The sequence below is a fragment of the Streptomyces sp. 549 genome (assembly GCF_030124175.1).
Lineage (GTDB): Bacteria > Actinomycetota > Actinomycetes > Streptomycetales > Streptomycetaceae > Streptomyces.
The window spans coordinates 147,241-167,618 of record NZ_JASKMT010000007.1 but is presented as its reverse complement, the minus strand read 5'-3'; the positions used below and the strand labels follow the sequence as shown (position 1 = coordinate 167,618).

Genomic DNA, 20,378 nt, shown 5'->3' with positions numbered 1-20,378 from the left:
AGCAATATCTAACTTGGGAGCTGCCTGCACATGACTGCCCCCGCCGACCAGGCCCCGTCGGTCCACCGCAACCCGGAGGCGAGCCCCCCGGTGGTGCTCTACCGACGTGTGGTCCCGCTGCGCGCCCGCAGAGCCGTCGCGGCGAGACTTTCGCTGGAGGCCCGCAGCGAGCTGAAGCGCTCGCTGACCTCCGCCCAGCTCCCCTCCGAGCGCCTCGCGAGGCTCCGCGCGGCCTGGGCCCGCCGCAGCGAGCCGGCGCGCTTCACGCCCGCCGAGCGGCGCCTGGTCCTGGTGCACGGGCAGCCCCGGGCGGCCCGGGTACAGGACCACCCGAGCCCGTTGCACGCCCACGTGGACGCTCTGCGCGCCGTCACCGAGACACTGACGGCGGCCGGCGTGGACCATTTCTGCGTACGCGGCCTGGGGGGTGCCGGTACCACGGTCGGCGTACCGGAGACGGAACGTGTCCGCGCCCTGCGCGCGCTCACCCTCCTGTGCGGTGAGACGGCGGGCTATGTGACGCTGCTCGACGACCGCGGATGGCGGCTGCTGCGCCGGGCGCGCCCGCGCACCGTGCCCGGCGACTCCGCGCAGGCGCGTCGCCGGCTGGGCCGCGCCGACCTCGTCCGGCTGAACTGGTACCACACCGACCGGCACGGCACGGCCGCGACGGAGGAACGCTACGGCTGCACGGTGGAGTTCTGGCGCCGCGACGAGACGGGCGCCCTGACGGCACCGCGCCGCAACCGCTGCACCGAGGAACTGCCGCCGGACGAGCCGCGCGTCGAGGTGCCCCTCAACCACTTCACGCAGCTGCTGCCGGTCGGCACGGCGCCGCCCGCCATGGTGCGGACCGTCGGCCCGTTCGCCGCCCCGCTGCCGGAGGACGTCCCGTTCCCGGTGGACGCCGTGTACACCTGGGTGGACGGCGCCGACCCGGCGTGGCTGCGCCGCCGGGCCGAGCACGCGGGCGAGGCGTACCACGAGGAGGCGGCCAACGCGGCGCGCTTCCTCAGCCGCGACGAGCTGCGCTACTCGCTGCGCTCCCTGCACACCTACGCGCCCTGGATCCGGCACGTCTACCTGGTGACGGACGACCAGACGCCGAGCTGGCTGGACACCTCGCACCCCGGCATCACGGTGGTGAGCCACCGGGACGTCTTCCGCGACCACTCGCTGCTGCCCACGTTCAACTCGCACGCCATCGAGAGCCAGCTGCACCACGTCGACGGCCTCGCCGAGCACTTCCTCTACCTCAACGACGACGTGTTCTTCGGCCGGTTGACCACCCCGCAGGACTTCTTCCTCTCCAACGGGCTGACCCGCTTCTTCCAGTCCAAGGTCCATGTCCCCTTCGGACTGCCCTCACCCGAGGACGTACCGATCACCGTCTCCGGAAAGAACAACCGCGCCCTGCTGGAGGAACGGTTCGGCGCGGTGCTCACCCAGAAGATGAAGCACGTACCGCACGCACTGCGGCGCAGTGTGCTGCGCGAGATCGAGGAGGAGTTCGCGGACCGCCACAAGAGCACCGCGGGCAACCGCTTCCGCTCGCTGGACGACCTGTCGGTCACCTCGTCGCTGCACCACTACTACGCCTACCTCACCGGCCGCGCGGTACCGGGCGGCCTGCGGTACGACTACTTCGACGTGGCCCACCCCTTCACGCCCGCCCGCCTGGGACGCCTGCTGGCCCACCGCAACCGCACGGTGTTCTGCCTCAACGACACCGTCTCCGACGAGCGGGACCTGGCCACCCAGCTGGGAGTGATGATGCCCTTCCTGCGGGAGTACTTCCCGTTCGCCAGCCCCTACGAGCGCGACGACGGCTGAGAGCTGCGGGCAGGCGGCTGCGGGGTGCGGTGAGGGCCGCCCCTCGGGGGACGCGTCAGCCGGCGTCGGCCGCGTCGAGGCCGACGAGCCGGCAGGCCGTCTCGATGTCGGCCCTGACCTGCTCGATGGAGGCGCGCCCGGACAGCCAGGTGATCAGCGCGGAGTGCCAGGTGTGCTCGATGACCCGCACCGCCGACAGCTGCCCCGGCCCGGGCGCGGCGGCCGGCCCCATCGCGTCGACGATGATCGCCGTGGTGAGCCGGGAGACGCTGTCGACCTCGGCGCTGACCGACCGGTCGGCGAACGTCAGCGCCCGCACCATGGCCTCCGCGAGGTCCGGTTCGCGCTGCATGGCGTGGAAGGCCCGCATCAGGGTCGTCGCCACCCGGGCCGCCGGGTCGGACTCCGTCGGCGGGCGCCGGTGCAGGGTGCGGTGCAGCTGCCGCAGCTGGTCCTCCATGGTGGCGACGAGCAGGTGCACCTTCGACGGGAAGTAGCGGTAGAGGGTGCCGAGCGCCACCTGCGACAACTCGGCGACCTCCCGCATCTGGACCGCGTCGAACCCGCCCCGCCGGGCCAGCCGGACGCAGGCGTCGAGAATCCGCCGGCGCCGCTCCTCCTGGCGCTCGGTCATCGGTGGCGGGGGCTGCGACCCGTGCTGTGTGGCCATGTGCTGGTGATGCCGCTCCGGACTCGGTGGGCTGGGAGGTTGCGACGGGCGAACGGGTCCGCTCGGCCCGTCGCATCGTGGCAGGCCGCCCGGTCGTGGTGCGAATCACCAGGTCCGGCGGGCTTCACGCGGTGACCGGCCGGTAGATTCAAAAGCCGGACGAGGGCAGGATATGCCCGCCGGTGAAACTTGTTCTACCTCGGCGCGAGCGGTTACGCTCCCGCGAAAGCCCAGCCTGAAGGGGGCCGCGAGTGACCGCAGAAGCCGTACCGGGCACGGTGGCCGGCCCCCCGCATACCGCGGACGACCCGGGCCGCCCGCTGCGGATCGCGCTGCTCACCTACAAGGGCAACCCGTTCTGCGGCGGCCAGGGCGTCTACGTCCGCCACCTGTCGCGCGAGCTGGTGCGCCTCGGCCACAGCGTCGAGGTGATCGGCGCCCAGCCCTACCCGGTGGTCGACGACGGCGTCACGCTGACCGAACTGCCCAGCCTGGACCTGTACCGGCAGCCCGACCCGTTCCGCACGCCGCGACCGGGCGAGTACCGGGACTGGGTCGACGCGCTGGAGGTCGGCACCATGTGGACCGGCGGCTTCCCCGAACCGCTCACCTTCTCGCTGCGCGCCCGCCGCCACCTCGCCGCCCGCCGCGGCGACTTCGACGTGGTGCACGACAACCAGACGCTGGGATACGGCCTGCTCCGCGATCTGGGCGCGCCGCTGGTCACCACCATCCACCACCCCATCACCGTGGACCGTGCGCTGGACCTCGCCGCGGCCCGCGGCCTGACGAGGCAGCTGTCCGTGCGCCGCTGGTACGGCTTCACCCGCATGCAGAAGCGGGTGGCCCGCAGGCTGCCGTCGGTGCTCACCGTCTCCGGCAGCTCCCGGCAGGAGATCGTCGACCACCTCGGGGTGCGCGCGGACCGGGTGCACGTCGTCCACATCGGCGCGGACGCGCGGGTGTTCTCCCCCGACCCGTCCGTGCCCGAGGTACCCGGCCGCATCGTCACCACCTCCAGCGCCGACGTGCCGCTGAAGGGCCTGGTGCACCTCGTCGAGGCACTGGCGAAGGTCCGCACCGAGCACCCGGACGCGCACCTGGTGGTGGTCGGCAAGCGGGCCGACGACGGCCCGGTGGCGGCGGCCATCGACCGTCTCGGACTGTCCCGAGCCGTCGAGTTCGTCAAGGGCATCAGCGACGGGGAACTGGCCGACCTGGTGCGCGGCGCCCAGGTCGCCTGCGTGCCGTCGCTGTACGAGGGCTTCTCGCTGCCGGCCGCCGAGGCCATGGCGACCGGCACGCCACTGGTCGCCACCACCGGCGGGGCCATTCCCGAGGTCACCGGCGCCGACGGCGACACCTGCCTGGCGGTGCCGCCCGGTGACGCCGGCGCGCTTGCCGGTGCCCTCGGGCGGCTGCTGGGCGACGACGCGCTGCGCCGCCGCCTGGGCGCCGCCGGGCGCGAACGGGTGATGGGCCGCTTCACCTGGGAGCAGGCGGCGATCGGTACCGTGCGCCGCTACCGCGAAGCCCTGGCCCACCACCACCCCGTCTGAGCCGGCCGCTCCCCCGCCGCCCACCCGACCTCACGCCCGCCGCCCCACACCTGACCTCCCGCCGCCCCACACCTGACCTCCCGCCGCCCCGCACCTGACCTCCCGCCGCCCACCCAGATTCCTCTCCCGGACGAAAGCAGAGCCACCGTGCTGACCGTCGATTTTTCCCGGTTCCCCCTCGCCCCCGGCGACCGGGTGCTCGACCTGGGCTGCGGCGCCGGCCGCCACGCCTTCGAGTGCTACCGCCGCGGAGCCCGCGTGGTCGCGCTCGATCGCAACGCCGACGAGATCCGCGAGGTGGCCACCTGGTTCGCCGCCATGAAGGAGGCCGGCGAGGCACCGGCGGGCGCGACCGCCACCGCCATGGAGGGTGACGCGCTGGCCCTGCCGTTCCCCGACAGCAGCTTCGACGTCGTCATCATCTCCGAGGTGATGGAGCACATCCCCGACGACAAGGGTGTGCTCGCCGAGATGGTCAGGGTGCTGCGGCCCGGAGGGCGGATCGCGGTGACCGTGCCGCGCTACGGCCCGGAGAAGGTGTGCTGGGCGCTGTCCGACGAGTACCACGAGGTGGAGGGCGGGCACATCCGCATCTACCGGGCGGACGAGCTGCTGGGCCGGATGCGGGAGGCGGGCCTGCGGCCCTACGGCACCCACCACGCGCACGGCCTGCACTCGCCCTACTGGTGGCTCAAGTGCGCGTTCGGCGTCCGCCGGGACGGGGACGAGGCCGCGCTGCCGGTCCGGGCGTACCACAAGCTGCTGGTCTGGGACATCATGAAGCGCCCGCTCGCCACCCGCCTGGCGGAACGCGCGCTCGACCCGCTGATCGGCAAGAGCTTCGTCGCCTACGCCACCAAGCCGCACACCCCGGAGACGGCGGCTGAAGCCGAACCGGCAGCCGGCGCCGACACCGCCGCTGCGGTCTCCGGGGTGCGGGCGTGACGAACTCCGAGCGCACCGAACGGCTCGTGCTGCCCGGCGTGCTGACCGCCGGGCAGGCCACCGCGACGGTCGCCGGCATCGCCGCGGTGCAGCGGACGGACGGCGCCATCCCCTGGTTCCGCGGCCACCACCTCGACCCGTGGGACCACGTCGAGGCGGCGATGGCCCTGGACACCGCCGGGGAGCACACCCGGGCGGAGGCCGCCTACCAGTGGCTCGCCGACCACCAGCTGCCGGACGGCGCCTGGTACGCGGCCTACCGCGACGGGGACGCGTCCGAGCCGACCGACCTCAGCCGGGAGTCCAACTTCTGCGCGTACGTCGCCGTCGGGGTGTGGCACCACTACCTGTCGACGGGCGACGACGCGTTCCTGGACCGCATGTGGCCGGTGGTGAGCCGGGCGGTGGAGTTCGTCCTGGCACTCCAGCAGCCGGGCGGGCAGATCGGATGGAAGCGGGAGCCCGACGGCACCCCGGTCACCGACGCCCTGCTGACCGGGTCCGCGTCGATCCACCAGGCGCTGCGCTGCGCGCTGGCCGTCGCCGAGCACCAGGAGGAGCCGCAGCCCGACTGGGAACTTGCCGCCGGCTGGCTGGGCCACGCGGTGCGTTGCCACCCGGAGCGCTTCCTGGACAAGTCCCGCTACTCGATGGACTGGTACTACCCGATCCTCGGCGGCGCGGTCACCGGCGACGCCGCCCGGCGACGCATCGACGAGGGGTGGGACGAGTTCGTGGTGCCCGGCCTGGGGGTGCGCTGCGTGTCGCCCAACCCGTGGGTCACCGGCGGGGAGAGCGCCGAACTGGCGCTGGCCCTGTGGGTGATGGGCGAGTCCGACAAGGCGCTGGACATCCTGCGCTGGATACAGCACCTGCGGACCGAGGACGGCATGTACTGGACCGGGTACGTCTTCGACGACGAGGCGGTGTGGCCGAGGGAGAAGACGGCGTGGACGGCCGCCTCGGTGCTGCTGGCGGTCGCCGCGCTCGGCGGCGACGAGGCGACGACGCAGGTGTTCAGCGGCGAGCGGCTGCCCTGGGGGCTGGTCCCCGACTGCTGCCCGTCCGCCGGCGCGCCCACCCCCTGACGCCCCTGACACCCGGGGCGCCTCAGCCGCCGGCCCGGACGGGCCGCCACCCGACCCGCGGCCTGCCCGGATACAGTGGCTGACGCAGTTCCCGCCCTCGCCCGGGGGAAGCCGGTGGAAACCCGGCGCTGACCCGCAACCGTGAGCGGTGCCCGCCCGGCCGTGCCGTGCGGACCCGCGAGCCGGAACGCCCAGGCGTGGGCCCGCCCTCCGCAGCGGAGGGCGCAGGCTCCCGGAAGCCGGTGGCCGCCGCACGCAGGCGGTCCCGGGGACCGGCACCGTCGAGGAGTACGGCAGCTGAGCCCGGTGTCCGCCGCGTCGTGAGCGCGGCCGGCCGGCGGTGCCCGGCTGCGCTCCCGCTCACCCGAAAGGCACCCGCATGTACCTCCGTCGCACCGCCGCGGCCCTGACCGCGACCGCCGCACTCGCGGCGGTCGCGGCACCGGTGGCCGCAGCCGACGAGTCGCCCTCCCCCAAGGGCCTGCCCGCCGGGCTGTACGGCAAGGGCGACCCGCAGTACGACGGCGTGTTGCGGCAGTCGGTCGCACTGCTGGCCCAGGACGCCGCCGGCGTGACGCCGGCGAAGCAGGCACTGGACTGGCTGGCCGGGCAGCAGTGCGAGGACGGCGCGTTCCCCGCGTACCGTCCCGACGCCGGCACCCCGTGCGGCGCGAAGGACAAGCCGGAGAGCAACGCCACCGCCGCGGCCGTGCAGGCGCTGGCGGCCACCGGCGGGCACCCGGACGTGGTGGAGCCGGCCGTGGAGTGGCTGAAGAGCGTGCAGAACGACGACGGCGGCTGGGGCTTCCACCCCGGAGACCCCGAGGCCGGCGATTCCGACGCCAACTCCACCGCCCTGGTCGTCGGCGCGCTCGTGGCCGCCGGGGACAAGCCGGCGGACGTACGCAAGGGCGGCAGGTCGCCCTACGACGCCCTGCGCGCCCTCCAGCTGGGCTGCGACGCCGACGCGGACAAGCGCGGCGCCTTCGCCCACCAGCCGGACGCCGACGGCACACTCAGCGCCAACGACCTGGCGACCGCTGCGGCCACCACCGCCGCCGCCGGCCGCGGCCTGGTCGTGCCGCCCGCCGAGAACGGCGACGGCGGGGACGGCGGGGACACAGCCGTCGAGGCGCCGTCCTGCGACGACGGCGACAGCTACCGGCAGCAGGACTCCGCAGCGGCCGCGGCGGCCTACCTCCACGGCGTGCTGCAAAAGAACGGTGACCACCTGATGTCGTCCTTCGCCGGTGCGGAGGACCAGCCGGACCACGGCACCACCTCGCTCGCCGTGCTCGCGCTGGCCGCGGCCGGGTACCCCGAGGCGGCGCGCGGCCCGCTGGGCTGGCTGGAGAAGAACCTCGACGGCTGGGACAGGGCCACCGAGGACCCGGCGGCGCTGGGACAGCTGGTGCTGGGCGTGCACGCCACCGGCGGCGACCCGACCGCGTTCGGCGGCGCGGACCTGGTGGAGCGGCTCAACGCCACCGGCCCCGAGCCGGCCGCGGCCGAAGGCACCGGCGGAACGGGCGGGAAGCCGGCCGATTCCGACGCCGACGGCGAGCAGTCCGACTCCTCCGAAGACGGCTCTGGTGTCGCCTGGTGGACGGTCGGCGCCGTACTGGTGGCCGGTGTGGGTGTCGGGCTGCTCGTCAGCCTGCGCAACAAGAAGAAGCAGGACAGCTGATGCGGGGGCGCGCCGGGCTGCCCGCCCGTCTGCGGATCGCGGTGACCGCGGCACTCGCGGCCGCCACGGCCGCCGCGCTGCTGCTGCTCGGCGCGCCCGCCGCGCAGGCCGAGGGCTACCGCTACTGGTCGTTCTGGACGTCCGGCAGCGGCGGCGAGTGGACCTACGCCACCCAGGGGCCGGGCACCCTGCGGCCCGCCGACGGCCAGGTGGTCGGCTTCCGCTTCGCGGTCAGCGCGGACTCCGCCGACGCCGCACGGCCCCGGCAGGACCCCGACTTCGCCGGGCTGTGCGCGGACGCCCCGGCGCCCGCGGACGGCAAGCGCGTCGCGGTGGTCGTCGACCCCGGCACCGCCGGTGACGCGCCCGGCGGGGAGTCGCCGCCGAAGCCCCGCAGCGGGTGTGCGTCGCTCGACTCCGACGGGACGGCGGCCGACGCGCTGGCGGCGGTCGCCAAGCCGTTGCGCTACAACTCCGACGCGCTGCTGTGCGGCATCGCCGGCTACCCGGCCGCGGGCTGCGGCGAACGCGTCGGCTCCGACCCCTCGCCGGATGCCGGCGAGACCACCCCTGCTCCGGACGCAGACGCGCGGGACGGTGGGCAGGGCAGCGACGGACGGGACGGGCAGGAGGACTCGGGCGGCGGCGTGCTGCCGCTGGTCGCCGGTGTGGTGACGGTGGCGGTGCTGGCCGGCGGCGCGATGTGGCAGGCGAGGCGGCGGCGGGAATGACCGGCGGCACCCGCACCGCCGTGCTGCGGGCCCCGCAGGCGGACCGGGCCACCGCCCTGCACGCCGGGGCCTGGTGGCTCTGGGCGCTGGGGCTGGCCGCCGCCGCGTCCCGCACGACCAACCCCCTGCTGCTGGCCCTGCTGGTGGCGGTGGCCGGCTACGTCGTCGCCGCCCGCCGCACCGACGCGCCCTGGGCGCGCAGCTACCTGACCTTCCTGAAGCTGGGCCTGCTGGTGCTCGCGGTCCGGCTGGTCTTCGCGGTACTGCTGGGCTCGCCGGTGCCGGGCACCCACGTGCTGCTGACGCTGCCCGAGGTGCCGCTGCCCGACTGGGCGCAGGGTGTGCGGCTCGGGGGCCGGGTGACGGCCGAGGGGCTGCTGTTCGCCCTGTACGACGGCATGAAGCTGGCCGCGCTGCTGGCCTGCGTGGGCGCGGCCAACGCGCTGGCGAACCCGGCCCGGCTGCTGAAGTCGCTGCCCGGCGCGCTGTACGAGATGGGAGTGGCGGTGGTGGTCGCGATGACCTTCGCGCCGAACCTGGTCGCCGACGTGGTCCGGTTGCGGGCCGCACGGCGGCTGCGCGGCCGGGCCGACCGGGGCGTGCGGGCCGTGCTCCAGGTCGCCCTGCCGGTGCTGGAGGGCGCGCTGGAGCGCTCGGTGGCGCTGGCCGCCGCCATGGACGCCCGCGGCTACGGCCGGACCGCCCGGGTGCCGGCCGCGGTGCGGCACACCACCACCGCGCTGACCCTGGGCGGGCTGCTGGGCGTGTGCGCCGGCACATACGGGCTGCTCGCGCCGCAGGGCGCGGCGTACGGCCTGCCGGTGCTGCTGCTGGGGCTGGTGGCGGCACTGGGCGGGCTGTGGCTGGGCGGGCGGCGGGCCGTGCGCACCCGGTACCGGCCGGACCGCTGGGGCGTCCGCGCCTGGCTGGTGTCGGGCTCGGGCGTCGCGGTCGCCGCCGCGATGATCTGGGCCGGAGTGCGGGAACCCGCCGCGCTCCACCCCCCGGCGGTGCCGCTCACCGTACCCGTGCTGCCCTGGTGGCCGGCCGCGGCCGTACTGCTCGGCCTGCTGCCCGCCGTCGTCGCACCGCTGCCGCCGGAACGGCGGCGCACCGATGCCCGGAACAGCGGGGAGCACGACGCCGAGCACGGGGAGAAGCACGGCGGCCGGGAGTCCGGAGCACGGGAGTTCGGAGCACAGCAGTCCGGAGCACGGTCCAGGAAGCACGGGGAGCACGAGGGGAAGCCGGCACGGTGATCCGTTTCGAACAGGTATCGGTGACGTACGAGGGTGCCGCCGCACCGGCTGTCTCGGGTGTTGACCTCAGCATCCCGGAGGGCGAACTCGCCCTGCTCGTCGGACCGTCGGGAGTCGGCAAGTCGACACTGCTGGGCACTGTGTCCGGCCTGGTGCCGCACTTCACCGGCGGCACCCTGCACGGCAGGGTGACCGTCGGTGGGCGCGACACCCGCACCCACCGGCCACGCGAACTGGCGGACGTGGTCGGCACCGTGGGCCAGGACCCGCAGGCGCACTTCGTCACCGACACCGTCGAGGACGAACTCGCCTACGGCATGGAGTCGCTCGGCCTGCCACCCGCCACCATGCGCCGCCGCGTGGAGGAGACCCTCGACCTGCTGGGGCTGGCCGAACTGCGCGACCGGCCACTGGCCACCCTGTCCGGCGGGCAGCAGCAGCGGGTGGCGATCGGCTCCGTGCTCACCACCCACCCGGCGGTGCTGGTCCTGGACGAGCCGACGTCGGCCCTCGACCCGGCCGCCGCCGAGGAGGTGCTGGCCGTGCTGCAGCGCCTGGTGCACGACCTGGGCACCACCGTGCTGATGGCCGAGCACCGGCTGGAGCGGGTCGTGCAGTACGCCGACCAGGTCCTGCTGCTGCCCGGCCCCGGCGAGCCCGCCGTACTGGGCGACCCGGCGGAGCTGATGGCCGTCTCCCCCGTGCACCCGCCGGTCGTCGCGCTGGGCCGGCTCGCCGGCTGGTCGCCGCTGCCGCTGTCGGTGCGCGACGCGCGACGCCGCTCGGCCGGGCTGCGGGAGGATCTGGCCGCGCACCCGCCGCCCGAGCACCCGCAGGCGCAGGACACCGCCACCGGGCCGGACCGCTCGCGCATCCCCGCCGCACGCACCCCGGCCGCCCGCACCACCCGGCTCACCGTCCGGCGCGGTCGCCGCACCGTGCTGCACGAGGTGTCCCTGACCGTGCGCGCCGGGGAGACGGTGGCGCTGATGGGACGCAACGGCGCCGGAAAGTCCACCCTGATGGGCGCGCTCGTCGGCAGCCACGAACCCGCCGGCGGGCAGGTGGAGGTCGGCGGGCTCACCCCGCACCGCACCCGACCGCCGGAACTGCTGCGGCAGGTCGGACTCGTCCCGCAGGAGCCCCGCGACCTGCTCTACGCCGACACCGTCGGCGCCGAGTGCACCGCGGCCGACCACGACGCGGGTGCCGCGCCCGGCACCTGCCGGGCACTGGTCAGCACCCTGCTGCCGGGCGTCGGCGACTCCAGCCACCCCCGGGACCTGTCCGAGGGGCAGCGCCTCGCGCTCGCCCTGTCGGTGATCCTCACCGCGGCACCGCCGCTGGTGCTGCTGGACGAACCCACCCGCGGCCTCGACTACGCCGCCAAGGCCCGGCTCGTGGACGTGCTGCGCGGCCTGGCGGCCGAGGGCCACGCCATCGTGCTGGCCACCCACGACGTGGAACTCGCCGCGGAGCTGGCCCACCGGGTGGTGATCCTCGCCCAGGGCGAGGTGGTGGCCGACGGCCCCACCGCGGAGGTGGTGGTCTCCTCCCCCGCGTTCGCCCCGCAGATCGCCAAGATCCTCAGCCCGCAGCGCTGGCTCACCGTGCCGCAGGTTCGCCGGGCGCTGGAGGCCCCCGCATGAGCGGCATCCCCGAAGCGCCCGCCCGGCGGCCCGCGGTGATCCGCCTCGGCCGTCGCTCCGCCACCGCGCTCGCCCTGGTTTCGGCGGTCGGTGTGGTGGCGTTCGGCTGGCCGCTGCTCGCCGACTCCGCGTCCGGACTGGCCCACGCCAGGGACGCGCCCTGGCTGTTCGCGGCCCTGCTGCCGCTGCTGCTCGCCGTCGTGGTGGCGACCGTCGCCGACTCAGGCGTCGACGCCAAGGCGATCGCGATGCTGGGCGTGCTCGCCGCCGCCGGGGCCGCGCTGCGCCCGCTCGGCGCCGGCACCGCCGGGCTGGAGCCGATGTTCTTCCTGATGGTGCTGTCCGGACGGGTCCTGGGGCCCGGCTTCGGGTTCGTGCTCGGCGCGGTGGCGATGTTCGCCTCCGCGCTGCTCACCGGCGGCGTCGGGCCGTGGATGCCGTTCCAGATGCTCGCCATGGGCTGGGTCACCATGGGCGCCGGGCTGCTCCCCGGCGCGCAGGCGCTGCGCGGCCGGGCCGAACTGCTGCTGCTCGCCGCCTACGGCGCGCTCGCCTCGGTGCTGTACGGGGTGGTGATGAACCTCCAGGGCTGGACGTACATCGCCGGGCTCAGCACCGGGATCTCCTTCGTGCCCGGTGACCCGCTGCCGGAGAACCTGGCCAGGTTCACCGCGTACTGGCTGGCCACCTCGCTGGGCTGGGACCTGCCCAGGGCACTGCTGACCGTCGTGCTCACGCTCACCCTCGGCGGGACCGTGCTGCGGGCGCTGCGCCGCGCCACCCGGCGGGCGGCCTTCGACGCGGACGCCGTCTTCGCCGGACCCGTCCCCCCGCGCCCCGCCCCCTGACCGCCCGCCCTTCGCCGGGCGGGCGGGCGGTTCGGCGGGGCGGTCGTCGGGGCGGTCGGCGAGGGTCTCCCCGGGCGGTTCGGCGGGCGGTCCCGTGGGCGCGGTCAGGGGCCTCAGGCGCTGCCCGGCCGGGCCCGGCCCGGCGCCCCCGGCGCGCGTTCCGCCTCCCGGCCCGTCCCCGGCCCCGCTGCCGCCGAGGCGGCGGCGGGCCGCCGGGTGCCGTCCGCCTGCTCCGCCGCCACCGCGCGTGCCGTCTGCGCGGGCACGCCCGCCGACTCGGCCGCTCCTGCGGCGGCCCCGGCACCGGCGGTCCCGCCGCCGGTGGCAGCCCGCTCGGCGCTGCCGGGGCCGTGGCGGTGCCACAGGGCCGCCACCGCGAAGCCCGCCGCGACCACCGCGGCGCCGCCCACCGCGTCCAGCAGGTAGTGGTTCGCCGTACCCATCACCACCACCGTGGTGAGCAGCGGATACAGCGCCCCCAGCAGCCGCAGCCACAGGTTCGGAGTGATGCGGATGATCACCACCGCCGCCCACAGCGACCAGCCGACGTGCAGGGACGGCATCGCCGCGTACTGGTTGGAGATGCCGGTGAGCACGCCGAAGTCCGGGTCGTCGAAGTCCTGCGGGCCGTGCATGGTGTCGACGTAGCCCAGGCCCGGCATCAGCCGTGGCGGGGCCAGCGGGTAGAGCCAGAAACCGACCAGTCCCAGCAGCGTCGCGAACGACAGCGAGGTGCGCGCCCACCGGTAGGAGGCCGGGGCCCTCAGGTAGAGGCCGACGAGCAGGGTCACGGGCACCAGGAAGTGGAAGGCCCCGTAGTAGAAGTTCATGCCGTCCGCGAGCCAGGACGTGCGGGCCACGAGCTGGTTGAGTCCGTACTCGATGTCGATGCCGAGCGCCTGCTCGACGGCGAGGATCTGCCTGCCGTGCGACTCGGCCGGGCCGCGCCCGTCGGGGGCCAGCGAGCGCACATAGGAGTAGGCGAAGTAGCCGACCCTTATCAGCAGCAGCTCCAGCATCAGGTTCGGCCGGCTGAACACCCCGGACGGCTCGGGCCGGTCCCAGGTGGGGGCGTCACGGCGGAGGAACGGCAGCACGCAGGCCGCGAGCAGCGCCGCCAGCAGGGGCGCGTTCTCGCCGAGCGGCGCCAGCCAGGCGATCTTGGGGACCAGCGCGTCGGCGTTCAGCGTCATGACGAGCACCAGGAAGACGGGCCACACGTACCGGTCGCCGCGGCGGCTGCCGACCCGGCCGACGGCGGCCAGCAGAATCCACAGCTGCTGGTGCTGCCACGCCACGGGGGCGACCGCGACCGCGACGCAGCCGGTGAGGGCCGCGGCCAGCAGGAGCTGGCCGTCGCGCGCGTAGTGCGCCGCCCGGCGCAGCCCGACCACCGCGACCGTCGCGGCCAGCACCGCGAACAGGGCGATCTCCAGCGGTCCGGACAGACCCAGGCGCAGCAGCAGACCGTGCAGCGACTGGTTGGACAGCCCGTCCGACGCGCCCCCGAGACCGACCCCCGCGACGTGGTGCACCCAGTACGCCCAGGAGTCGGCAGGCGCCGCCGCCCACGCCAGCAGGGTGAACCCGGCGAATCCGGCACCGGCCGCCGCTGCCTCTTGGCGGCGGCCCGTCAGCCACAGCAGTGGGGCGAACAGCAGCATCGACGGCTGCAGTGCCGCGGCGAGGCCGGCCACCACACCGGCCGGACGCGGCGCGGACCGGCCGTGGAGCACCGCACCTAGCACCAGCAGCACCGGGATGATGCTGGTCTGGCCGAGCGAGAAGGTGCTGCGGACCGGTACCGACAGAACGAGCAGGCTGATCGCGACGGGGGCGGCGACGAGCCGGGCACGGCGGGAGGTCAGCCCCGGCACGGCCCGGGCCGCGAGCACGCCCAGCGCGCACACCAGCAGCAGCGTGCCCAGCGTCCACACCACGCCGAGCCCCTGCTGGCCCGCGTTGGCCAGCGGCCGCAGCACCAGCCCGGCCAGCGGCGTGCCGCTGAACGTTCCCCCCTCGTAGAGGGAGCCGACGGGCCGCAGCACACCCTCCCCGCCGGCGCCGCCCAGCCAGCCGGCCAGGTCCGTCAGGCGCCGGTCGGGTGGCAGCCGCAGCACCGCGTAGGTCTGCCGGCCGGCCAGCGCCAGCGCGATCAGCCACAGCGCCACGGGCAGCCAGAACTCCCCCGCCCGACGACCGGTAGCTCCCTCAGCCGCCGGTCCCCCGCCTGCCCCGGCCCACTGCAGGGACGCCCCCCGCGCCCAACCCCGTGCCATCGGCCTGTCCCCGCCCTTCTCCGCCGCCACGCCCTGCCGCCCCGTTCCTCGGTCACTGCTGCTCGGGTCATCATTCCGGATGTCAGACGCAGTACACCCCCCGGCTGCCTGACGGCCGCCCGGAAGAATCCGCGCGCGGCGTCCCGGGGCGGGTGGGGCACGATGGACCCATGAGCATCGTGAAGATCAATGAGTGTGCCGAACGAAACACATAGGACACCCCCGCTCATGAGCACCGGGATCGCTCATGAGGGGGAGGTTCAGGGCTGTAGGTTCTTGCGCTCTCGACAGGGCCTCACCAGTGGATGGGTTCGGCGTCGCCGCCTGCACACAACGGACACGGGCGCTTCTCGGTCCAGCCGCAGAGCCGGCAGCCGCCGAAGCCGCAACAGCCGTCACACCAGATCTCAAGCCACCCAGCACAGCAGCCGCACAGGTCCCCGAAGTCCCGCAGAGGCCGGGAGCGGTCTCCAGCCGCTTGTCCGGCACCGGGCTTCAAGCGGCTGGCCGATCGCTCGGTCACGGATGCGGTCATGACCCGTGTGCGTGTCGGCGGACCTCCGCATCCAGGTCCCTGACCTTCGAAAGGTCTCCGCGGCGCCTGGCTGCCGAGCGCTGTGAATCCAGCGCAAGGCACACGTCGCAACCGGTCGTAGGTCTCGCCTCCCGCTCCGACGGCAGCTCAACCGACGTTGTGGGGTACTGCTTCGGCTCACTCATGTGCCGATCGTCGTGTCGGTCACTGGGACGGAGGAACTGCGTACATTCCCCACTTCGGGACGTCCCGCCGGGGGTAGGACGTCCCTTGGAGCGTCCCAGCATCCTGAGGGGGAGATCGTGGCGCCGAACGAGAGGCTGCGCGCCATCATGGCGGCCGGAGGGTGGACGTGTGCCACATTGGCAGAGAAGACGGAGGTGGACCCGAAGTCAGTGGAACGGTGGTTGAACCTGGGCCGCACACCCCGCCGCACCACGGCCATGCGCGCGGCGGAGGCCCGGGGGGAAGACGTACACGCGCTGTGGCCCGCGCTCCGCCAGGCACGCCCCGCACGCGCCGTGAGCCCGGAACTGGTCGGTCTCTACGACCAGCGCGCGAACCTCCCGGTTTCCGCATTCGCAGACCTGTTCCGTCAGGCCCGGGAGCGCATCGACGTGTTGGTGTACGCGGCTGTGTTCCTCCATGAGGCGTATCCCCGGCTCAACGACGTGTTGCGGGAGTGTGCCACCGACGGGTGCGCGGTGAGGATCGCGCTCGGCGACGCCGACAGCCCGAACGTCCGGCAGCGCGGCCAGGAAGAGCGGTTCGGTCATGGCATCGAGTCCCGGTGCCGGCTGGCGCTCATGCACTACCGGCCTCTGTTGGGCGTCCCGGGAGTGGAGGTACGGACCCACGGGAGCACGCTGTACAACTCCCTTTACCGGGCGGATGACCAACTCTTGGTCAACGCCCACGTGTGGGGCGTGAACGCTTACGGCGCTCCGCTCTGGCACCTGCGGCGCCATGGGGACGGCGGGGTGTTCGACACCTACGCCGACAGCTTCGACGCCGTGTGGGCCACGGCGAGACCCGTGGAAGGCTGAGCCCATGGCACGCACCGAGTACTACGACGACTCCACCGCGCCGAAACCGAACAGTCTCGTGGTCGCTGCCTCAGCCGTCGTGACGGACGACGAGGGCCGCATCCTGCTACAGCGCCGGAAGGACAACGACCTGTGGGCTCTGCCCGGTGGCGGAATGGACATGGCCGATTCGCTACCGGGGGCAGCGGTGCGCGAGGTCCGCGAGGAGACCGGCTACGAAGTAGAGATCACGGGCCTCGTCGGCACCTACACCGATCCCCGTCACATCATCGCGTACAGCGACGGGGAGGTGCGGCGGCAGTTCAACGTCTGCTTCACGGCGCGCACAGTCGGCGGCTCGCTCACCGTCTCCGACGAATCCACGGAGGTGCGGTTCGTGAACCCCAGCGAGATCGACGCGCTGCCCATGCACCACACGCAGCGACTACGCATCCGCCACTTCCTGGAGCAGCGCCCAACTCCGTACCTGGGATAGCCGGATGTAGGAGACTGCGCGCACAGAGTCGGGGTCAGGGCGCCATCCTGACGGCCGCCCGGAGGAATCCGCGCGCGGCGTCCCGGGGCGGGTGGGGCACGATGGACCCATGAGCATCGTGAAGATCAACGTTCTGACTGTTCCCGCCGAGCAGCGGGAGGTGCTGGAGCAGCGGTTCGCCGCACGCGCGGGCACCGTGGAGAGTTCCGACGGGTTCGAGTGGTTCGAGCTGCTGCGCCCGGTCGAGGGCACCGACCAGTACCTCGTCTACACGCGCTGGCGGGACGAGGCGTCCTTCCAGGCGTGGATGGAGGGCCCGATGAAGACCGCCCACCAGGGCAGCGGCAGCGGGGAGCGTCCCAAGCCGGCAGCGTCCGGCTCCACGCTGTGGAGCTTCGAGGTGGTGCAGCAGACCCCGCCCAAGCAGGGCTGACGTCCGAGCGGGAGCATCCGCCGGGTGTCCCGTTCGGCGGGACACCCGGACGGGGCACCCGACGCGTCGGCCCTCAGGTCCGGCGGCGGGCGCGGCGGTGCGCGGACCAGGCAAGCCCGGTGCCGGCGGCGAGCGCGCCCAGCGCGCCGCCGAGCAGCGCGGGGAGCTGCCCGCCGCCGGTCTCGGCAAGGTCCGTGGCGGGTGCCGGGGCGGCGGGGGCCGGGACCGCGCCGGACGCGGCACGGGGGTCGAGGCAGCCGGTGAACGCGGTGTGGCGGGTCTCGGTCCGTTCGGCGTCGAGGGAGCGGGCGATGACCGCACCGCGCAGGTGGGCGCCGGGACTGAGCCGGACGGCTGCGCGGGGGGCGAGCAGCGTGCCGGGCCAGGTGGTGCCGTTCTGCTGGGTCACGGCGGTGGCGTCGGGGAAGTTCCACAGCACGGAGGCGGCGAGGCCGCGCGGACCGCTGATGTCGCGGGTCGCCGCCGTCCGCATGTCGTAGGAGCCACCCGCCACGTTGACCAGCGCGGTCGCGCCGGGCGGCGTATCCACCACGACGTGGTTGGCGCCGTGGAGCTGCGAGGCGCTGACGGGGAAGACGTTGAGTCCCCGGTCTCCGGCCAGGGTGAGTGTGGTCTCGCCGCCGCGGGTCGTGCGGGTGACGCTGCCCCGCGCGGGCAGGCTGTTCAACTCGGATGACAGAGAGCGCAGTTCGCGGAACTCGGCGGCCACGTCCACCGGCAGCCGTCCCTGCTGTGCGCCGCTGCCGGACTTGAGCACCGGAGGCCGCCCGCGCAGCCCGCCGTACACGGCGGTGCCGCGTTCGACGACGGTGAAGTCCTCGCTGCCCGCGGGGCCGTTGCGCAGGGTTCCGCCGACGAGCAGGGAGGCGCCGCCGGGCAACTTGTGCGCGGCGGTCGTCCGGCCGCCGACGCTGAGGCCACCGCTGAGGTCGGCGTCCCCGCCGAAGGCGACGGCGCCGTCGGTGCGGGAGCTGCGCACGGCGTCGCGTTCGACGAACTCGCCGAAGTACCCGGCGGTGCCCAGCCGGTCGGCGCAGGGCGCGGCGGACCGCGACGCGGGGGCGGGGCTGCCCTGGGGCTGGGGGGCGGCGGCTGCGGCGGGCGTGGGCAGCGCCAGTACCGCCCCTGCGCACAGGGCGGCCACACGTGGGGGGAGGCGCATGGGTCGCATGATCGCCAGTCACCGGCCCACGGTCAACCCCCTGGGGTCCCGTCCCGGTGCCGGGCGGTTCACGGTCGCCCCTGGTCCTCCTCCGGGGTCTCGTTGCGGCAGCCGCCCAGAGTGGCGGCGAGTTCGTGGACCAGTGCGGTCAGGTCGCGGGGCCGGTCGGGTGTCCACCAGTCGCCGAGCAGTTCGGCGAGGGCGGCCTCGCGTGCGACGGCCAGCCGGGCGGCGGCGTCCCGTCCCCGGTCGGTGAGGACCAGGGGCAGCCCCTCGCGGACGGCGAGGCCGCGTTCCTCGACCTGCCGGGCACCCGCGGCCACGATGTGCCACTCCACGCCGACCCGTTCGGCGAGCAGCGCGGGCTCGACCGACCCGTACCGGTACAGGCGCAGCAACAGCCAGCTCGCGGCGGGTCGCAGGTCGAGGCCGGCCTCCTCGGTGAGGCGGGTGTAGAGGCCCTTCTGTCCCTCGCGGCTGCTCAGGGTGGTGAGTGCGCGGGCCAGTTCGTCCCGTGAGGAGCGTTCGACGGGGTTCATCGCCAGTGTCTGGCTGGTGTCCGGGGCCTGCACGCTGGCACGCAGCGGGGTCTCCTTGAGGAACCAGGCCAGCAGGAAGGCGACGAGCATGACGGGGGCGGCCCACAGGAAGACGTCGGTGATGGACTCGGAGTAGGCGGCGAGCGCCCCGGCGCGTTCGGCCGGGTCGAGCGCGGAGACCGCCCGGGGGTCCTCGGCGAGGGTCTGCGCGGTGACGCCTGCGGGCAGGTCCTCGCCTTCGAGGGCGTCGCGCAGCCGGGGGCCGAGGCGTCCGGAGAAGATGGAGCCGAAGACGGCGACGCCGACGGAGGCGCCGATGGAGCGGAAGAAGGTGGCTCCGGAGGTGGCGACCCCCAGGTCCTGGTAGCCGACGGCGTTCTGCACGACCAGGATGAGCACCTGCATGACCAGTCCGAGCCCGAGGCCGAACACCAGGAAGTAGACGCTCATCTCCCAGGTGCTGCTGCGCTCGTCGAGGTTGTGCAGCAGGAGCAGGCCGACGACGGTGACGGCGGTGCCCAGCAGGGGGAAGACCTTCCAGCGGCCGGTGCGGCTGATGATCTGCCCCGACAGAGTCGAGGTGGTGAGGATGCCGAGCACCATCGGCAGCATGTGCACACCGGACATCGTCGGTGAGATGCCGTGCACGACCTGGAGGAACGTCGGCAGGTAGGTCATCGAGCCGAACATGGCGAAGCCGACGACGAAACCGATGACCGAGCAGATGGTGAAGGTGCGGATGGCGAACAGCCGCAGCGGGAGGACCGGTTCGGCGGCGACCCGCTCGACGCGGATGAACGCCACGAGTGCCACGACGCCCAGGACGGCCAGCCCGGTGATCTGCGGCGAGTCCCAGGCCCAGGTGCTGCCGCCGAGGGAGGTGACAAGCACGACGCTGGTCGCGACGGTGGCGATGGCGAGCGTGCCGAGGTAGTCGATGCGGTGCTTCTCGGTGCTGCTGGGGATGTGCAGGACCGCCGCGATGACGCCCAGTGCCAGGGCGCCCAGCGGCAGGTTGACGTAGAACACCCAGCGCCAGCTGAGGTGGTCGACGAAGAGGCCGCCGAGCAGCGGTCCGAGCACGCTGGTGGCGCCGAACACGGCTCCGAACAGGCCCTGGTAGCGCCCCCGGTCGCGCGGCGGCACCAGGTCGCCGACGATCGCCATGGACAGCACCATGAGTCCGCCGCCGCCCAGCCCCTGCAGGGCGCGGAAGGCGATGAGTTCGGCCATGTTCTGCGCCAGGCCGCACAGCGCTGACCCGATGAGGAAGACGACGATGGCGCTCTGGAAGAGCTTCTTGCGCCCGTACTGGTCACCGAGTTTGCCCCACAGCGGGGTCGCGGCGGTGGACGCGAGCAGGTAGGCCGTCACCACCCAGGAGAGGTGGTCCAGGCCGCCCAGTTCGCTGACGATGGTGGGCAGCGCGGTGGAGACGATGGTCTGGTCGAGGGCGGCCAGCAGCATGCCCATCAGCAGCGCACCCATCGCCAGGTACAGGGTGCGCTTGGGCTGTTCGGTCCCCGGCCCGGTCGGCGGCGCGTGCGTCATCCATCCATGGTGCTCCCGCCGCGTGCGCTCGGCCCGTCGGGCGCGGCCATCTGCGGCACGCCGGTCCG

16 protein-coding genes are annotated in these 20,378 nt (G+C 74.2%); 12 read left to right on the top strand and 4 right to left on the bottom strand.

Annotation, left to right across the window (positions count from 1 at the left end; all coding sequences use genetic code 11):
* The first annotated feature begins 30 nt into the window (after positions 1-30).
* The gene (locus tag QNO07_RS11395; RefSeq protein ID WP_283991661.1) at positions 31-1,833 is read left to right on the top strand and encodes a stealth family protein; all 1,803 of its coding nucleotides are present in this window, start codon (positions 31-33) and stop codon (positions 1,831-1,833) included.
* A 55-nt stretch (positions 1,834-1,888) separates the two neighbouring features.
* Here the strand turns inward: QNO07_RS11395 and QNO07_RS11390 are convergent, their stop codons facing one another.
* On the bottom strand, positions 1,889-2,503 hold the full coding sequence (locus QNO07_RS11390; protein WP_283991660.1) for a TetR family transcriptional regulator: 615 nt from the start codon (positions 2,501-2,503) through the stop codon (positions 1,889-1,891).
* 251 nt (positions 2,504-2,754) lie between these two features.
* Here QNO07_RS11390 and QNO07_RS11385 point away from each other — a divergent pair, with 251 nt between their 5' ends.
* The 8 genes from QNO07_RS11385 to QNO07_RS11350 all read left to right on the top strand — a co-directional run bounded on the left by QNO07_RS11385 (position 2,755) and on the right by QNO07_RS11350 (position 12,269).
* The gene (locus QNO07_RS11385) at positions 2,755-4,062 is read left to right on the top strand and encodes a glycosyltransferase family 4 protein (protein ID WP_283991659.1); all 1,308 of its coding nucleotides are present in this window, start codon (positions 2,755-2,757) and stop codon (positions 4,060-4,062) included.
* Between the two features lie 147 nt (positions 4,063-4,209).
* Complete coding sequence (locus tag QNO07_RS11380; RefSeq protein WP_283991658.1) at positions 4,210-5,007, top strand: class I SAM-dependent methyltransferase; 798 nt, start codon at positions 4,210-4,212, stop codon at positions 5,005-5,007.
* Complete coding sequence (locus QNO07_RS11375) at positions 5,004-6,095, top strand: prenyltransferase (RefSeq protein WP_283991657.1); 1,092 nt, start codon at positions 5,004-5,006, stop codon at positions 6,093-6,095. Before QNO07_RS11380 ends, QNO07_RS11375 begins: the two co-directional genes overlap by 4 nt.
* A 379-nt stretch (positions 6,096-6,474) precedes the next feature.
* The gene (locus QNO07_RS11370) at positions 6,475-7,782 is read left to right on the top strand and encodes an SCO2321 family membrane protein (protein ID WP_283991656.1); all 1,308 of its coding nucleotides are present in this window, start codon (positions 6,475-6,477) and stop codon (positions 7,780-7,782) included.
* Positions 7,782-8,513 (top strand): SCO2322 family protein, encoded by a 732-nt coding sequence (locus tag QNO07_RS11365; RefSeq protein WP_283991655.1) that lies wholly within the window; start codon positions 7,782-7,784, stop codon positions 8,511-8,513. The genes QNO07_RS11370 and QNO07_RS11365 overlap by 1 nt, the downstream gene beginning before the upstream one ends.
* Complete coding sequence (locus QNO07_RS11360; RefSeq protein WP_283991654.1) at positions 8,510-9,772, top strand: energy-coupling factor transporter transmembrane component T; 1,263 nt, start codon at positions 8,510-8,512, stop codon at positions 9,770-9,772. Before QNO07_RS11365 ends, QNO07_RS11360 begins: the two co-directional genes overlap by 4 nt.
* A complete protein-coding gene (locus tag QNO07_RS11355) occupies positions 9,769-11,421 on the top strand; it encodes an ABC transporter ATP-binding protein (protein WP_283991653.1) in 1,653 nt (550 codons plus the stop codon). The genes QNO07_RS11360 and QNO07_RS11355 overlap by 4 nt, the downstream gene beginning before the upstream one ends.
* The gene (locus tag QNO07_RS11350) at positions 11,418-12,269 is read left to right on the top strand and encodes an ECF transporter S component (RefSeq protein ID WP_283991652.1); all 852 of its coding nucleotides are present in this window, start codon (positions 11,418-11,420) and stop codon (positions 12,267-12,269) included. Before QNO07_RS11355 ends, QNO07_RS11350 begins: the two co-directional genes overlap by 4 nt.
* A 113-nt stretch (positions 12,270-12,382) precedes the next feature.
* Here the strand turns inward: QNO07_RS11350 and QNO07_RS11345 are convergent, their stop codons facing one another.
* The gene (locus QNO07_RS11345) at positions 12,383-14,548 is read right to left on the bottom strand and encodes a phosphatase PAP2 family protein (protein ID WP_502961816.1); all 2,166 of its coding nucleotides are present in this window, start codon (positions 14,546-14,548) and stop codon (positions 12,383-12,385) included.
* Between the two features lie 867 nt (positions 14,549-15,415).
* Between QNO07_RS11345 and QNO07_RS11340 the strand changes: the two genes are divergently transcribed.
* The 3 genes from QNO07_RS11340 to QNO07_RS11330 all read left to right on the top strand — a co-directional run bounded on the left by QNO07_RS11340 (position 15,416) and on the right by QNO07_RS11330 (position 17,037).
* Positions 15,416-16,129 carry an XRE family transcriptional regulator gene (locus tag QNO07_RS11340; protein WP_283991744.1) on the top strand — a complete coding sequence of 238 codons (714 nt, stop codon included), beginning with the start codon at positions 15,416-15,418 and terminating at the stop codon, positions 16,127-16,129.
* A 4-nt stretch (positions 16,130-16,133) separates the two neighbouring features.
* Positions 16,134-16,604 (top strand): NUDIX hydrolase, encoded by a 471-nt coding sequence (locus QNO07_RS11335; protein ID WP_283991651.1) that lies wholly within the window; start codon positions 16,134-16,136, stop codon positions 16,602-16,604.
* A 109-nt stretch (positions 16,605-16,713) separates the two neighbouring features.
* Positions 16,714-17,037 (top strand): antibiotic biosynthesis monooxygenase family protein, encoded by a 324-nt coding sequence (locus QNO07_RS11330; RefSeq protein WP_283991650.1) that lies wholly within the window; start codon positions 16,714-16,716, stop codon positions 17,035-17,037.
* 73 nt (positions 17,038-17,110) lie between these two features.
* Here QNO07_RS11330 and QNO07_RS11325 read toward each other — a convergent pair whose 3' ends face one another.
* A complete protein-coding gene (locus tag QNO07_RS11325; protein WP_283991649.1) occupies positions 17,111-18,220 on the bottom strand; it encodes a choice-of-anchor A family protein in 1,110 nt (369 codons plus the stop codon).
* A gap of 68 nt (positions 18,221-18,288) precedes the next feature.
* The gene (locus tag QNO07_RS11320; protein ID WP_283991647.1) at positions 18,289-20,310 is read right to left on the bottom strand and encodes an MFS transporter; all 2,022 of its coding nucleotides are present in this window, start codon (positions 20,308-20,310) and stop codon (positions 18,289-18,291) included.
* Positions 20,311-20,378: the final 68 nt, after the last annotated feature.

What these genes read in the sequence shown, in the direction of transcription:
- QNO07_RS11340 (WP_283991744.1), top strand. Translation starts at nt 15,416, where the DNA reads ATGGCGGCCGGAGGGTGGACGTGTGCCACATTGGCAGAGAAGACGGAG.
- QNO07_RS11320 (WP_283991647.1), bottom strand. Translation starts at nt 20,310, where the DNA reads ATGACGCACGCGCCGCCGACCGGGCCGGGGACCGAACAGCCCAAGCGC.
- QNO07_RS11395 (WP_283991661.1), top strand. Translation starts at nt 31, where the DNA reads ATGACTGCCCCCGCCGACCAGGCCCCGTCGGTCCACCGCAACCCGGAG.
- QNO07_RS11370 (WP_283991656.1), top strand. Translation starts at nt 6,475, where the DNA reads ATGTACCTCCGTCGCACCGCCGCGGCCCTGACCGCGACCGCCGCACTC.
- QNO07_RS11350 (WP_283991652.1), top strand. Translation starts at nt 11,418, where the DNA reads ATGAGCGGCATCCCCGAAGCGCCCGCCCGGCGGCCCGCGGTGATCCGC.
- QNO07_RS11365 (WP_283991655.1), top strand. Translation starts at nt 7,782, where the DNA reads ATGCGGGGGCGCGCCGGGCTGCCCGCCCGTCTGCGGATCGCGGTGACC.
- QNO07_RS11390 (WP_283991660.1), bottom strand. Translation starts at nt 2,503, where the DNA reads ATGGCCACACAGCACGGGTCGCAGCCCCCGCCACCGATGACCGAGCGC.
- QNO07_RS11335 (WP_283991651.1), top strand. Translation starts at nt 16,134, where the DNA reads ATGGCACGCACCGAGTACTACGACGACTCCACCGCGCCGAAACCGAAC.
- QNO07_RS11345 (WP_502961816.1), bottom strand. Translation starts at nt 14,548, where the DNA reads ATGGCACGGGGTTGGGCGCGGGGGGCGTCCCTGCAGTGGGCCGGGGCA.
- QNO07_RS11330 (WP_283991650.1), top strand. Translation starts at nt 16,714, where the DNA reads ATGAGCATCGTGAAGATCAACGTTCTGACTGTTCCCGCCGAGCAGCGG.
- QNO07_RS11360 (WP_283991654.1), top strand. Translation starts at nt 8,510, where the DNA reads ATGACCGGCGGCACCCGCACCGCCGTGCTGCGGGCCCCGCAGGCGGAC.
- QNO07_RS11325 (WP_283991649.1), bottom strand. Translation starts at nt 18,220, where the DNA reads ATGCGCCTCCCCCCACGTGTGGCCGCCCTGTGCGCAGGGGCGGTACTG.